Origin of the sequence: Roseburia zhanii (assembly GCF_014287635.1) — a bacterium.
Classification (GTDB): Bacteria; Bacillota; Clostridia; order Lachnospirales; family Lachnospiraceae; genus Roseburia_B; species Roseburia_B zhanii.
On sequence record NZ_JACOPH010000001.1, the window covers coordinates 583,672 to 598,921 of the forward strand.

The 15,250-nt window shown below is 40.8% G+C and carries 14 protein-coding genes; all 14 read left to right on the forward strand.

The features are described from left to right. Position 1: 1 nt before the first annotated feature. The 14 genes from whiA (at position 2) to H8S17_RS02630 (ending at position 14,861) form a co-directional block, all read left to right on the forward strand. Complete coding sequence (gene whiA / locus H8S17_RS02565; RefSeq protein ID WP_186866092.1) at positions 2-901, forward strand: DNA-binding protein WhiA; 900 nt, start codon at positions 2-4, stop codon at positions 899-901. 44 nt (positions 902-945) lie between these two features. Beyond that, positions 946-1,833 (forward strand): diacylglycerol/lipid kinase family protein, encoded by an 888-nt coding sequence (locus H8S17_RS02570; protein WP_186866093.1) that lies wholly within the window; start codon positions 946-948, stop codon positions 1,831-1,833. Positions 1,834-1,944: 111 nt separating this feature from the next. After that, positions 1,945-2,808 (forward strand): class II fructose-1,6-bisphosphate aldolase, encoded by an 864-nt coding sequence (gene fba, locus H8S17_RS02575; protein WP_178050796.1) that lies wholly within the window; start codon positions 1,945-1,947, stop codon positions 2,806-2,808. A 235-nt stretch (positions 2,809-3,043) separates the two neighbouring features. After that, complete coding sequence (locus tag H8S17_RS02580; protein WP_186866094.1) at positions 3,044-5,167, forward strand: glutamine synthetase III family protein; 2,124 nt, start codon at positions 3,044-3,046, stop codon at positions 5,165-5,167. Between the two features lie 103 nt (positions 5,168-5,270). Further along, positions 5,271-5,609 carry a P-II family nitrogen regulator gene (locus H8S17_RS02585; RefSeq protein WP_178050798.1) on the forward strand — a complete coding sequence of 113 codons (339 nt, stop codon included), beginning with the start codon at positions 5,271-5,273 and terminating at the stop codon, positions 5,607-5,609. A 138-nt stretch (positions 5,610-5,747) separates the two neighbouring features. Further along, on the forward strand, positions 5,748-6,944 hold the full coding sequence (locus tag H8S17_RS02590) for an ammonium transporter (RefSeq protein WP_186866095.1): 1,197 nt from the start codon (positions 5,748-5,750) through the stop codon (positions 6,942-6,944). Positions 6,945-7,185: 241 nt separating this feature from the next. Further along, positions 7,186-7,815: a GDSL-type esterase/lipase family protein gene (locus tag H8S17_RS02595; RefSeq protein WP_186866096.1), complete on the forward strand. Its 630-nt coding sequence runs from the start codon at positions 7,186-7,188 to the stop codon at positions 7,813-7,815. A gap of 105 nt (positions 7,816-7,920) precedes the next feature. Then, on the forward strand, positions 7,921-8,166 hold the full coding sequence (locus H8S17_RS02600; RefSeq protein WP_186866097.1) for a hypothetical protein: 246 nt from the start codon (positions 7,921-7,923) through the stop codon (positions 8,164-8,166). 30 nt (positions 8,167-8,196) lie between these two features. After that, positions 8,197-8,739, forward strand: coding sequence for a histidine phosphatase family protein (locus H8S17_RS02605; RefSeq protein ID WP_186866098.1), 543 nt, complete (start codon positions 8,197-8,199; stop codon positions 8,737-8,739). Positions 8,740-9,217: 478 nt separating this feature from the next. Continuing rightward, positions 9,218-10,963 carry an aspartate--tRNA ligase gene (gene aspS / locus H8S17_RS02610; RefSeq protein WP_178050803.1) on the forward strand — a complete coding sequence of 582 codons (1,746 nt, stop codon included), beginning with the start codon at positions 9,218-9,220 and terminating at the stop codon, positions 10,961-10,963. An 11-nt stretch (positions 10,964-10,974) separates the two neighbouring features. Then, positions 10,975-11,268 (forward strand): Asp-tRNA(Asn)/Glu-tRNA(Gln) amidotransferase subunit GatC, encoded by a 294-nt coding sequence (gene gatC, locus H8S17_RS02615; protein WP_186866099.1) that lies wholly within the window; start codon positions 10,975-10,977, stop codon positions 11,266-11,268. Between the two features lie 9 nt (positions 11,269-11,277). Then, positions 11,278-12,753, forward strand: coding sequence for an Asp-tRNA(Asn)/Glu-tRNA(Gln) amidotransferase subunit GatA (gene gatA, locus H8S17_RS02620; RefSeq protein WP_186866100.1), 1,476 nt, complete (start codon positions 11,278-11,280; stop codon positions 12,751-12,753). Between the two features lie 21 nt (positions 12,754-12,774). After that, a complete protein-coding gene (gatB, locus tag H8S17_RS02625; protein WP_186866101.1) occupies positions 12,775-14,214 on the forward strand; it encodes an Asp-tRNA(Asn)/Glu-tRNA(Gln) amidotransferase subunit GatB in 1,440 nt (479 codons plus the stop codon). A gap of 5 nt (positions 14,215-14,219) precedes the next feature. Beyond that, positions 14,220-14,861, forward strand: a complete 642-nt coding sequence (locus tag H8S17_RS02630; protein ID WP_186866102.1) for a DNA-3-methyladenine glycosylase family protein — start codon at positions 14,220-14,222, stop codon at positions 14,859-14,861. Positions 14,862-15,250 lie beyond the last annotated feature (389 nt).

The window sequence follows — 15,250 nt, forward strand, 5'->3', positions numbered from 1 at the left end:
GATGTCGTTTTCAAGTGATGTAAAAAAAGAACTTGCAGGGCAGATCAATGCCGGCAGACACTGCCGTTTAGCAGAACTTGCAGCGATCATCAGCTATGCGGGAAAGATCCGAATGAAAAAAGGAAGTATTGCTTTATCTATAGAAACAGACAATCCTCTGCTGAAAGAAAAATATGAAAAGCTCTTAGCACTTTTATTCAAGATCGAATTATCTGAAAATGAACTGATGGATGCAGATGTCCTTAAGGTTTTAGAAAGCGTGAAAATGTGGGATGAACGGAGAGGATGCTTTTGCAATATGGAAGAAGTAGATGGTATGCTGATCATGCAGACCTGTTGCAGAAGGGCATTTATCCGCGGGGCATTTTTAGCCTCAGGTTCTATGAGTGATCCAAACAAAGCTTATCATTTTGAAGTGGTCTGCCACAGTATGCAGCAGGCAGAGCAGCTGCAGAATACGATGAATGGATTTGAAGTAGATGCAAAGATCGTCGTGCGTAAGAAGAATCATGTCGTCTATGTCAAGGAAGGTGCACATATCGTAGACCTTTTGAATGTGATGGAAGCACATGTGGCACTGATGAACCTTGAGAATGTCAGGATCATGAAGGAGATGCGTAATTCTGTCAACCGGCAGGTCAACTGCGAAACAGCAAATATCAGCAAAACAGTAAATGCGGCAGTCAGACAGATAGAAGATATCGAATATATCAGGGCGAAGAAAGGTCTTGAGAGTCTTCCGGACAATTTAAAAGAGATCGCATTGCTACGGTTAGAATATCCGGATGTATCATTGAAAGAACTTGGTACATATCTAGATCCTCCGGTCGGAAAATCCGGTGTGAACCACAGGCTCCGCCGCATTACAGAAATTGCGGCAGAAATGGGAGCAGGACAATAAAAAGAATATGAAAAAATTTATCAGAATCGGGAGTGTGAATATCTATGAAAAAACTTCTGTTTATCTTTAATCCGTATTCAGGGAAGGCACAGATTAAGAATAAATTGTTGGAGATTGTAGATATTATGGTGAAAGCAGGATATGAAGTAACCATATATCCGACACAGGCAAGAGCCGATGCACTGAATTTGGTACAAAAGCGGGCAAAAAAATATGATTTAGTAGTATGTAGCGGCGGCGATGGGACGCTTGATGAAGCAGTCAGCGGCATGATGCTTTCTGAAAAGAAAGTGCCGTTAGGATACATACCGGCAGGAAGTACGAACGATTTTGCCAATTCGCTTAAGATTCCAAAAGATATGGTAAAAGCAGCAAAAGCAGCTGTTTCTGGCAAAAAATTTGCCTGTGATGTCGGAAAATTCAATGACAGTTTCTTTATCTATGTAGCGGCATTTGGTATTTTTACGGCAGTTTCCTATAAGACAAGTCAGGAATGGAAAAATATCTTAGGCCATGCCGCATATATCTTAGAAGGGGCAAAGAGTCTGCATGAGATCACTTCGTATCATATGCGGGTAGAATATGAAGATCAGGTGATCGAGGATGAATTTATCTATGGAATGATCACAAATTCAAATTCTGTCGGCGGTTTTAAAAATATGACCGGAAAAAATGTCCTTTTAGATGACGGTAAATTTGAAGTGACATTGATCCGCAAACCGAAAAATCTCGTGGAATTAAATGAAATCTTAGCGTCTCTTTCGAATATGATCGATGATACGGACGCGATCTATTCTTTTAAGAGTGACTGCATTACCTTTTATGCAGAGGAAAAAGTGCCATGGACGTTAGATGGTGAATATGGCGGCAACCCACAGGAAGTAAAGATCAGTAATCAGCAGCAGGCATTGGAGATCATGGTCAAAAAGTAGAGAGATGAAGGGGAAATTTGTTAGATTTGATACTTTATTTTTAAAATAAAGTAAGCTATACTATAAATTATGAAAAATATTTTTGGGAAAAAAGAAAAGGAGAATGAACTTATGTTAGTATCTGCAAAAGAAATGCTTGACAAAGCAAAAGCTGGTCACTACGCAGTAGGACAGTTCAATATCAACAACTTAGAGTGGACAAAATCCATTTTAGCAACAGCACAGGAATTAAATTCACCGGTTATCCTTGGTGTATCAGAAGGTGCCGGAAAATACATGACAGGTTTTAAAACCGTTGCAGCTATGGTAAAAGCAATGATCGAAGAAATGAACATTACTGTACCGGTTGCATTACACTTAGATCACGGTTCATATGAAGGATGCTTAAAATGCGTAGAAGCAGGATTTTCTTCTATCATGTTCGACGGATCTCATTATCCAATCGATGAGAACGTTGCTAAGACAACAGAATTAGTGAAATTAGCACATGATAACAATATGTCTATCGAAGCAGAAGTTGGTTCTATCGGTGGAGAAGAAGACGGTGTCATTGGTGCAGGCGAGTGTGCAGACCCACAGGAGTGTAAAGCAATTGCTGACCTTGGAGTGGACATGCTTGCAGCAGGTATCGGTAATATCCATGGAAAATATCCTGCAAACTGGGCTGGATTAAGCTTTGAAACATTAGATGCCATTCAGCAGCTGACAGGAACCATGCCATTAGTTCTTCATGGTGGTACAGGTATCCCTGAAGATATGATCAAAAAAGCAATCTCTCTTGGAGTAGCTAAGATCAATGTTAATACAGAGTGCCAGTTATCTTTCGCAGATGCGACACGTAAATATATCGAAGCTGGAAAAGATTTAGAGGGCAAAGGATTTGATCCGCGTAAATTATTAGCTCCGGGTGCAGAAGCAATCAAAGCAACTGTAAAAGAGAAGATGGAATTATTTGGTTCTGTAAATAAGGCATAAGGCTTTTTGTAAAATTCACGAAAAAGAAAACTTAAATAATAGAAATGTTGTATAATTTTTCTATTGCATTTTCTACTTATTTGAGGTATCTTAATAGCAAGTAAAAACGAATGTGACAGACGAACAAGGGTGTTCCACTAGCTGGAATACCCTTTTTTAGTAGAATGACATACTTCGTTATAAGTAGCTAACTAATCCAAGGGGATTACATAATGAACAGAAAGGAAGTATTGATATGGAGAATTGTACAGAATATTTTAACGTTGCTGATATTTTCGGAGAAAATGTATTTAATGACTCCGTTATGCAGGAAAGATTACCGAAGAAAGTTTATCAGAAATTAAAACAGACCATTCGTGACGGTAAGGAATTAGATCTTGCAACAGCAGATGTGATCGCACATGAAATGAAAGAATGGGCAATCGAAAAAGGAGCTACCCATTATACACACTGGTTTCAGCCATTGACTGGTGTAACAGCAGAGAAACATGATTCCTTTATTACAGCACCAATGGAAAACGGAAAAGTTCTGATGAGTTTTTCAGGAAAAGAACTGATCAAAGGTGAGCCGGATGCATCTTCTTTCCCATCAGGTGGTTTAAGAGCAACATTTGAAGCAAGAGGATATACAGCATGGGATTGTACTTCCCCGGCATTCGTAAGACAGGATGCAGCAGGTGCTACTCTTTGTATTCCAACAGCCTTTTGTTCTTACACAGGAGAAGCATTAGACCAGAAGACACCGCTTCTTCGTTCTATGGAAGCTGTCAATGATCAGGCACTTCGTCTGATCCGTTTATTTGGCAATACAACATCCAGACGAGTAACTGCATCTGTTGGACCAGAGCAGGAATACTTTATCGTAGACAGAGATAAATATTTAAAGAGAAAAGACCTGATCTTTACAGGACGTACTTTATTTGGTGCAATGCCTCCAAAAGGCCAGGAGATGGACGACCATTATTTTGGAACGATCCGCGAGAGAATTGCAGCATACATGAAGGCTGTCAATAAAGAACTCTGGAAATTAGGCGTATCTGCAAAGACACAGCATAATGAGGTTGCTCCGGCACAGCATGAGTTGGCACCGATCTATGCATCTGCAAACGTTGCAGTTGACCATAACCAGTTGATCATGGAAACCTTAAAGAAAGTAGCAGGAAGACATGGTTTACAGTGTCTGTTACATGAAAAACCATTCGCAGGTGTCAATGGTTCCGGTAAACATAATAACTGGTCTATCACAACTGATGATGGCATCAACTTATTAGATCCGGGTGTAACACCACATGAGAACGTACAGTTCTTATTAGTACTGACCTGTATCTTAAAAGCAGTAGATATCCATGCAGATCTGCTTCGTGAATCCGCAGCAGATGTCGGAAACGATCACAGATTAGGAGCAAATGAGGCACCACCGGCAATCATTTCCGTATTCTTAGGAGAACAGTTAGAGGATGTATTAACGCAGCTTATCAGCACTGGTGAAGCAACACACAGCATCAAGGGAAGTATGTTAGAAACTGGTGTTAAGACACTTCCGGACTTTATGAAAGATGCTACAGACCGTAACAGAACATCACCATTCGCTTTTACAGGAAACAAATTTGAGTTCCGTATGGTTGGTTCCCAGGATTCCATTGCACAGCCAAACGTTGTATTAAATACGATCGTTGCAGAAGCATTTTCAGAAGCATGTGATATCTTAGAGAAAGCAGATGACTTTGATCTTGCAGTACATGATCTGATCAAAAAATATGCAACAGAGCATCAGAGGATCGTATTCAATGGAAACGGATATTCCGATGCATGGGTAGAAGAAGCCGGCAGACGTGGATTGCCAAATATCCGCTCCATGGTAGATGCAATCCCTGCATTAAATACAGAAAAAGCTGTGAAATTATTTGAAAAATTCGGTGTATTTACAAAAGCAGAGTTAGATTCCCGTGTAGAGATCGAGTATGAAACTTATGCAAAAGAGATCAACATCGAAGCAAAGACTATGATCGATATTGCAGGCAAACAGATCATTCCTGCGATCATCAAATATACAACAACACTTGCAACATCTATCTCTGCTGTAAAAGCAGCCTGCGATGCAGATGTCAGTGTACAGACAGAATTATTGACAGAAGTATCCGATTTACTTTCTGAAACAAAAGTTGCCCTTTCTAAGTTAGAGGAAGTAACAGAGAAGGGGGCAGCTATGGAAGAAGGCAGAGATCAGGCAGCGTTCTACAGAGATGAAGTAATGACAGCAATGTCTGCATTAAGAGCTCCGGTAGACAAGTTAGAGATGATTGTCGACAAAGATGTATGGCCAATGCCATCTTATGGAGATCTGTTATTTGAAGTATAAATAGATTTATTGTAACTATGAAAGTACTGGAATAGTTACCATCTGGCTGGTTTTCCCATTCCGGGGGAAACCGGCTGGAAAAGAAAAAAGAGGAGGAAGTCCTATGAAAAAATTAGAGATCATTATCAAACCGGAAAAGTTAGAAGATTTAAAAGAAGTATTATCAACTTGTGAAGTCAGTGGTTTAAATATCGTAAACAGTATGGGTTATGGTAACCAGAAGGGTGTTATAAAAACCTATCGTGGTGCATCTTATAATGTAACACTTTTACCGAAGATCAAGGTAGAAACAGTAGTTACTGACAGTATTGCACCGGGTCTGATCGACAAGATCGTAGATGAGATCAATACAGGTAATTTTGGTGATGGAAAAATTTTCGTTTATGATGTAGAAGATGCAGTTCGTATCCGTACAGGTGAACACGGAGAAGAAGCTTTGTAATACATTGAGGAGAACTTATGAAAAAAGAATATGAAACAGCAGATTATCAAAGGAGATAATAGTCAGCAGGGAATGCAGGCATTATCTCCTTTTTTATTTTTCAGTGGATGATCTGCGTTTGATAAGGAGGAAAAGATTATGGATATGAGTGTATGGTTCTTAATGGGCGCAGCGTTAGTATTTTTTATGCAATGTGGATTTGCGATGGTAGAGGCTGGTTTTACCAGATCAAAAAACGTCGGTAATATTACGATGAAAAACTTAATGGATTTTTGTATCGGTACAGTTGCCTTTTATCTGTTAGGATATAATCTTTTATGTGGAGAAGGCACATTTGTAGGATGGGGATTAAACCCATTTGCAAATTTCGCCACAACAGACTGGTCAAATTTTGTATTTAACTTAGTATTCTGTGCAACAGCAGCAACGATCGTATCAGGTGCCATGGCAGAGCGTACAAAATTCATTACTTATTGTGTATACAGTTTTGTGATCAGCCTTGTCGTTTATCCGGTTGAAGCACACTGGGTATGGGGAGCAACTCCATGGCTGACAGATATTGGATTTACAGATTTTGCCGGTTCCGCATGTATCCATACCGTTGGTGGTGTGACCGCATTGATCGGAGCAGCAATGTTAGGACCTCGTATTGGAAAATATGATAAAGACGGAAAATCAAAACCAATCCTTGGACATAACCTGTTGATCGGTGCATTAGGAGTATTTATCCTCTGGTTTGGCTGGTATGGATTTAACGGAGCAGCAGCAACAGATACATTACAGTTATCACAGATCTTTGCAACAACAACGATTGCTCCTGCAGTAGCAACCTGTAGTGCAATGATCTATACATGGATCCGTAATGGAAAACCGGATGTTTCCATGTCCTTAAATGGTTCCTTAGCAGGACTTGTAGCAATTACAGCAGGCTGTGCAAATGTAGATGCAGTCGGTGCATTTATCATTGGTGCAATCGCAGGTGTTCTTTGTACTGCATCTGTATATTTTGTAGAAGATAAATTAAAAGTTGACGATCCCGTTGGTGCGGTATCTGTACATGGTGCCTGTGGTATCTTTGGAACGATCGCAGTAGGATTTTTCGATTATAACGATGGTTTATTCTATGGTGGAGGAGTTCATCATTTACTGATCCAGTTACTCGGACTTGCATGTATCATAGCATGGGTTGCAATCACAATGTTTATCGTATTTACAATTTTAAAGAAAACAATCGGACTTCGTGTATCAGCAGAAGAAGAAATCGAAGGTTTGGATTCTACAGAACATGGTTTAGAGTCAGGATATCCGGATTTTATGACAAGAGAACTTCATTAACATGTACGGATCTAATCGTGGTTAGATTCGTAATTATCTAATCCCCTTAGTAGTATATACATCAACGAAAAACACCCCCGGCAGAATGCTAGGGGTGTTTTTCGTTGGTGTGGAAATATGCTGTTATAGCTAAAACCTATCACCAAACAACAATTTTAAGTATTAACACTTCCCCATGATTTCAAGCTATAATATCCTTGACATCAAAAAGAAACAGATCATCAAATTTTGGAGGAGTCAGATGAAACAGATATTATGCTTTGGAGATTCAAATACCTATGGATATATACCGGAAACAAAAGGAAGATATGAGTTTGAGGAACGCTGGAGCGGTATCCTTTCAAAGAAATTAGAAAAAGAGGGCTACCGCATCATAGAAGAAGGTTTAGTCGGCAGAACAACCGTATTTGAAGATGAACTGCGCATCGGAAGGCGTGGAGCGGATTTACTTCCGGTATTATTAGAAAGCCATAATCCGGTAGAGCATGTGATCCTGATGCTTGGAACAAACGATTGTAAAACAGTATACGGAGCATCAGCAGAAGTGATCGGCAAAGGGATTGAAAAACTGCTCTGTCAGATCGAAAGTGCAGACCGTAAGATCAAAGTATTACTGATCTCACCGATCTGGTTAGGGGATAAAGTATGGGAAGACGGATATGATCCGGAATTTAACGAACAATCCGTGGAAACATCTAAACGGTTAAAAAGTGTTTATGAAAAAATCGCAAAGAAACATCAGTGTGATTTCCTTGCAGCGTCCGATTATGTCAGTCCAAGTGAAGCAGACAGGGAGCATTTAAGTAAAGAATCACACAAAGTTTTAGCAGATGTGATCTATCGGAAATTTGTTGATGCACTGGCAGGTTGACGCAATAGCCCTTGTGAAGTAAAATAAACAGGTACACTAAAAATGCAGACATAAGTAAGTGCAGTACCATTTTAGATAAAAAGACCGTAAAAAGAGGATAATAACATGGAAAAATATAGCAGAATCTTACATACAGCAGCCATTATCGGTGACGTTCTCATCGTGGTGCTTGCTGTTTTGCAGTTGATAGGATTTTTTGAGCAGGCGGTCTATCTGATCATGCCATTACTTTGTATCGAGATGATCCTGCAGGGACTGCTGTCATGGAATCGTAATAAGGTGGTAGGTATCTGTAGTTTTGGTGTGGCAGCATTTGTTTTATATGAACTGCTGCATGTCTGGCTGAGGTAATGAGCATTAAGAACAGAAAAGAGGAGAAAGATGGGATATCTTTATTTTACAAGGCATGGGCAGACAATCTGGAATGTGGAAAATAAGATCTGCGGGGCAACCGATATTGCATTGACCGAACTTGGATACAGACAGGCAGAGGAGCTAGGACAGAAGATTTTAGATGAAAAAATTAAGATCGATGAGATCTTATATTCCCCGTTGATAAGGGCGGCAAAGACCGCAGAATATATCTCAAAGGTCACTGGTATTCCAATGAGGGAAGAACTGCGTCTAAAGGAACAGAATTTTGGAAAATACGAATCTACACCGCGTGATGGGGCAGAATTTGCAGAGATGAAAGCACATTTTATCTATGATTTTGACGGCGGGGAAACAATGCTTCATTTAGCACAGAGGATCTATGATCTATTAGATGAACTTGCGAAAGAAGCAGAGGATAAAACATATCTGTTAGTAGCACATAATGGCATTTCACGTATCGTACATTCTTATTTTCACAATATGGAGAATGAAGAATTTGCAAACTTCGGAATTAAAAACTGTGAAATATGCAGATATGAATTTCGATAAAGTGCGGGATATCAGAGACCAGGTAGAAACGGTATGTAGAGAGTACATGAAATAACCCAAAAGTATTATTTTTTGAAAAAAAACAGAAATAATCTTGCAATGAAAAAAAAGTTGTGCTATAACTTTATCAACAAAAAAAGTAAAGCGATGAAAGAGACTCCTATCTTTAGAGGCTGACAGGAATATGACGTCACCGACTGAGAGCGTCATTTAGAAGAGAAGGTAGTGGGAACACTCTCGAGCAGACTGGTTGAATGTGAGAAATGTGATAAATGATATATTTTTCAGTAGGTCAGTACGTTGTGCGCGTTAAGTACAAAGAGTGGGAAGATGTCAGAAGTTTTACATCTTTCAATGCGGGTGGTACCGCGGATAATATCAGATTATTCGCCCCGGAATACAAGTTTAAGTATTCCGGGGCTTTTTATATGCAGTTGCACATACATTTCCCGGAATCGATCATGAAAGGAGAATGACTATGAGCAACATTTACAGAGATGTCACATTAGAGCATGTGACAGAAGCAGACATTGACAAGGAATTAAGGATTGCAGGCTGGGTAGAAAATATCCGTGACCATGGCGGTGTGTCTTTTATTGATTTAAGAGATATGTATGCGGTGATGCAGGTCGTGATCAGAGATAGCAGTCTGTTAAAAGGAATCCGTAAAGAGCAGGCAGTTTCGATCAAAGGTATTGTAGAAAAAAGAGATGAAGAAACCTACAATCCAAAGATCCCGACAGGAACGATCGAATTAGAAGCACATGAGATCGATATTTTAGGAGAAGTATATAAGAACCTTCCATTTGAGATCCAGACGAGCAAGGAAGTCAGAGAAGATGTCCGTTTGAAATACCGTTATTTAGATCTGCGTAACCAGAAAGTCAAAGACAATATTATCTTCCGTTCCAAGGTGATCTCATTCTTAAGGCAGAAGATGACAGAGATGGGATTTTTAGAGATCCAGACACCGATCCTTTGTGCATCATCACCGGAAGGAGCAAGAGATTATATCGTACCTTCCAGAAAATTCAAAGGTAAGTTTTATGCATTGCCACAGGCACCGCAGCAGTACAAACAGTTACTTATGGTATCAGGATTTGATAAGTATTTCCAGATCGCTCCATGTTTTCGAGATGAGGATGCAAGAGCAGACCGTTCGCCGGGAGAATTTTACCAGTTAGATTTTGAAATGAGTTTTGCAACACAGGAAGAAGTTTTTGCAGTCGGTGAAGAAGTTTTAACAGCCGCATTTGAAAAGTTTGCACCGGAAGGATATGAAGTTACCAAAGCACCATATCCGATCATCAGCTACAAACAGGCAATGTTAGAATTTGGTACAGACAAGCCGGATCTTAGAAACCCGCTTCGGATCATGGATGTGACAGAGTTTTTCCAGAAATGTACATTTAAACCATTTATCGGAAGAACTGTCCGTGCGATCCGCGTCCATGCAGACATGTCGAAAGGATTCCATGAAAAACTTTTAAAATTTGCAACCGGGATCGGCATGGGTGGACTTGGTTATTTAGAAGTATTAGAAGATGGTTCTTATAAGGGCCCGATCGATAAATTTATTCCGGACGAGTTAAAAGAGGAGTTCCGTACTTTAACCGGATCAGGAGTTGGCGATACGATCTTCTTTATGGCAGACAAAGAAGAACGGGCAGCTTATTACGCAGGAATGATCCGTACCGAATTAGGAGAAAAATTAGACCTGATCGAGAAAAATGCATACCGTTTCTGCTATGTAAATGATTTCCCGATGTTTGAAAAAGATCCTGATACGAAAAAGATCGGATTTACACATAACCCGTTTTCGATGCCGCAGGGCGGTTTAGAAGCATTAGAAAATAAAGATCCGCTGGATATCTTAGCATATCAGTATGATATTGTATGCAACGGTGTGGAATTATCTTCCGGTGCTGTCCGTAACCACGATATGCAGATCATGGTAAAAGCATTTGAGATCGCAGGTTATGATGAAGAGGTATTAAAAGAAAAATTCGGAGCATTATATAACGCATTCCAGTATGGAGCACCGCCACACGCAGGTATGGCACCGGGCGTTGACCGTATGATCATGCTGTTGCGTGGAGAAGACAATATCCGTGAAGTCATTGCATATCCAATGAACGGAAATGCAGAAGATTTAATGTGTGGAGCACCAAGTACCGTAACAGAACAGCAGTTAAGAGAAGTTCATATCAAAGTCAGAGATTAGAGGAGGTTCTTATGGCAAACGTGATTTCAGATGAAACCATTGAATATGTAGGAATTTTAGCAAAGCTTGAGCTTTCCGGCGAGGAAAGGGAACGTGCAAAAAAAGATATGGGCGAGATGTTAGACTATATTGATAAGTTAAATGAGTTAGACACTTCTGCCGTAGAGCCGATGTCACATATTTTTCCGGTCGGCAATGTATTTCGTGAAGATGTCGTGACAAATGGTGATGAAAGTGAAGACACCTTAGCGAATGCACCGGTCAGAAAAGACAATGGATTTGTCGTTCCAAAGACAATCGGATAGGAGGATGGCATGAGTTTGACAAGTGAAAGCGCAGTAGCATTAGGAAAAAAAATACAGGCAAAAGAAATTACAGCAGTAGAAGCAGCGCAGGCAGCATTAGATGCCATCAGGGCAAAAGAAGATAAGGTTCATGCGTTTGTGACCGTAGCAGAGGAAGAAGCTGTTTTAAAACGGGCAGGCGAAGTGCAAAAGCAGATTGAGCAGGGAATACTGACCAATGTATTAGCCGGCGTTCCGGTAGCAATCAAAGACAATATGTGTACAAAAGGAATGCTTACGACTTGCAGTTCTAAGATCTTAGAGAATTTTATCCCGACTTATACTGCAGAAGCAGTCTTAAATTTAGAGAAAGCCGGAGCAGTCATCATCGGCAAGACAAACATGGATGAATTTGCAATGGGAAGTACAACCGAAACTTCTTATTATGGAGCAACCAAAAATCCATGGAATGAAAACCATGTTCCGGGAGGCTCTTCCGGCGGTTCCTGTGCAGCAGTTGCAGCAGAAGAATGTTTTTACGCATTAGGTTCTGATACCGGTGGTTCAATCCGCCAGCCGAGTTCTTTTTGCGGAGTAACAGGTATTAAGCCGACTTATGGTACAGTTTCCCGTTATGGTCTGATCGCATATGGTTCTTCGTTAGACCAGATCGGACCGGTCGCAAAAGATGTGACAGACTGTGCAGCGATTCTTGAAGCGATTTCTTCTTATGATAAGAAGGATTCCACATCGATCAACCGGAAAGATTTAGATTTCACTTCGGCATTAGTAGATGATGTCAAAGGCATGAAGATCGGTATTCCAAAAGATTATTTTAAAGAAGGCTTAGATGAAGAAGTCAAAGAAGCTGTATTACATGCAGCAAAAGTCTTAGAAGAAAAAGGAGCCATTGTCGAGGAGTTTGATCTTGGACTTGTCGATTATGCGATTCCGGCATATTATGTTATCGCCTGTGCAGAGGCAAGTTCAAACCTTGCACGTTTTGATGGTGTCAAATATGGCTATCGTACCGCAGACTATGAAGGACTTCATAATATGTATAAAAAGACACGTTCCGAAGGATTTGGTGCAGAAGTAAAACGCCGTATCATGTTAGGTTCCTTCGTTTTAAGTTCCGGTTATTATGATGCATATTATTTAAAGGCACTTCGTACAAAAGCGATGATCAAGCAGGAATTTGACAAGGCATTTGCAAAATATGATGTGATCTTAGGGCCGGCAGCACCGTCGACCGCACCGCTTCTTGGCAGTAGTTTAGATGATCCGATGAAGATGTATTTAGGAGATATTTATACGATCTCTGTCAATCTTGCAGGACTTCCGGGTATTTCTTTACCATGTGGTATTGATAAAAAAGGACTGCCGATCGGTTTACAGTTGATCGGTGACTGTTTTAACGAAAAGAAGATCATACAGATGGCATATGCATTTGAACAGACAAGACCGTATCAACACAGTCCGTTGAGTGCATGTACAGAGGCTTAATGGAGCAGACAGGAGGTAACGATGAGTAAAGAATATGAAACCGTCATTGGTTTGGAAGTTCATGTAGAACTGGCAACAAAGACAAAGATTTTCTGTGGCTGCTCTACCGCTTTTGGAGGAGCACCAAACAGCCATACCTGTCCGGTCTGCACAGGAATGCCGGGTTCCCTTCCGGTACTCAATAAGCAGGTAGTCGAATATGCAATGGCAGTAGGACTTGCAACAAACTGTGATATTACAAAGGACTGCAAGTTTGACAGAAAGAATTATTTCTACCCTGACAATCCACAGAATTACCAGATATCACAGTTATATCTGCCGATCTGCCGGAATGGAAAAGTAGAGATCGAAACAGAAGATGGCAATAAGAAATTTATCGGTATCCATGAGATCCATATGGAAGAAGATGCCGGAAAATTAGTACACGATGAATGGGAAGACTGTTCTATCGTAGATTTTAACCGATCCGGTGTACCGTTAATAGAGATCGTATCCGAACCGGATATGCGTTCCGCAGAAGAAGTAATTGCATACTTAGATAAGCTGCGTCTGATCATACAGTATTTAGGAGCATCTGACTGTAAATTACAGGAAGGTTCGATGCGTGCAGATGTCAATTTGTCCGTGCGTGAAGCAGGAAGTACAACATTTGGTACACGTACGGAAATGAAAAACTTAAATTCCTTCAAAGCGATCGCAAGAGCGATTGAAAATGAGAAAAACAGACAGATCGATCTGATCGAAGCAGGCGAAAAAGTCATTCAGGAAACCAGACGGTGGGACGATACCAAAGAATATTCCTATGCGATGCGTTCGAAAGAAGATGCACAGGATTACCGTTATTTCCCAGATCCGGACCTCGTTCCGGTACATATCAGTGATGAGTGGATCGAGCGTGTAAAAGCAGCACAGCCGGAACTTCGGACAGAGAAATTAGCACGTTACCAGAGCGAGTTTGAACTGCCTGCATATGATGCAGAAATCTTAACCGGTACAAAGAAATTAGCAGATATCTTTGAAGCAACAACAGAGATCTGTGGCAAGCCGAAAAAGGTTTCAAACTGGCTGATGGGTGAAACCATGCGTCTGTTAAAAGAGAAAAATATGGAACCGGAAGATATCCGTTTTTCACCGGTGCATTTAGCAGATCTGATCGGACTTGTCGATGAAGGAACGATCAACAGCTCTGTGGCAAAAGAAGTATTTGAGATCATCTTCGATGAAGATATCGATCCAAAACAGTATGTAGAAGAAAAAGGGTTAAAGACCGTCAATGATGCCGGAGCCTTAAGAGAAACGATTGAGAAGATCGTCAATGACAATCCGAAATCCGTAGAAGATTTCCATAACGGAAAAGAAAAAGCGATGGGATTTTTAGTTGGACAGACGATGAAAGCCATGAAAGGCAAGGCAAATCCTGCAATGGTCAATGAGATCTTAAGGGAATTGTTAAGCAGGTAACAGAAATGTATTTTCAATATGGCAGTGTAGAAACGGATTATTTAAAACAAAAGGATAAAGTGTTCGGTGAGATCATCGATCAGATCGGTCATATCGACAGGGAAACAGACAGTGATCTGTTTTCCTCGATCGTGCACCATATCATCGGACAGCAGATCTCCACAAAGGCACAGGCAACGATATGGCAAAGGATGCGGGATGCATTGGGCGTGGTAGATGCAGAGCATATCTTAGAAGCAGGAGAGGATAAGTTACAGTCCCTTGGAATATCTTACCGGAAAGCAGGCTATATTACAGATCTTGCAGCGAAAGTGCAAGGTGGTCAGTTTGACCTCTGTGGCATCTGGGAAAAATCAGATGAAGAAGCCATACGGGAATTAAGTTCCTTAAAAGGTATCGGCGTATGGACAGCAGAAATGATCTTACTGTTTTGTATGCAGCGGCCGGATATCTTCAGTTATGATGATCTTGCCATCCAAAGAGGGCTTCGGATGGTATATCATCACAGAAAGATCAATAAAAAATTATTTGAAAAATACCGCCGGCGTTTTTCTCCGTATTGTAGTGTGGCAAGTTTATATCTGTGGGCTGTATCGGGTGGTGCAGTCAGTGGAATGAAGGACTATGCGCCGAAGGCAAAAAAATAATGAAGTATACACAGCATCTGGACAGCTATTGTCTGGGTGCTGTAATTATTTGATGCAGTTGTTTTCGCTTTTGAAGTTGTTTGCGTGGGTGCCGTATATCAGTAAGGTGACGCAGAAGATATTGATCTTTGAGAAGGAGTAGAAGTGCGGAATTGATGGTAGGGTTAAGGTATTGAAGCCTGTGCTAATCATGGGGCGACAAACTGTCCGAGTGTCCCCTTACCAGCCTGCGGTTTCCTGCCCAGCTTTTTAGTGCATCTAAGCAGGTGCATGGCATAAGCGTTTATTTCAAAAGCTGTCCCAAACTCGCCTGACAGGTAGAGGGGGTGTTACATTTGTGAGCTCAGACAGTGGGACAGCTTTTGCGCGCTTATGTCATGCACCAGCTA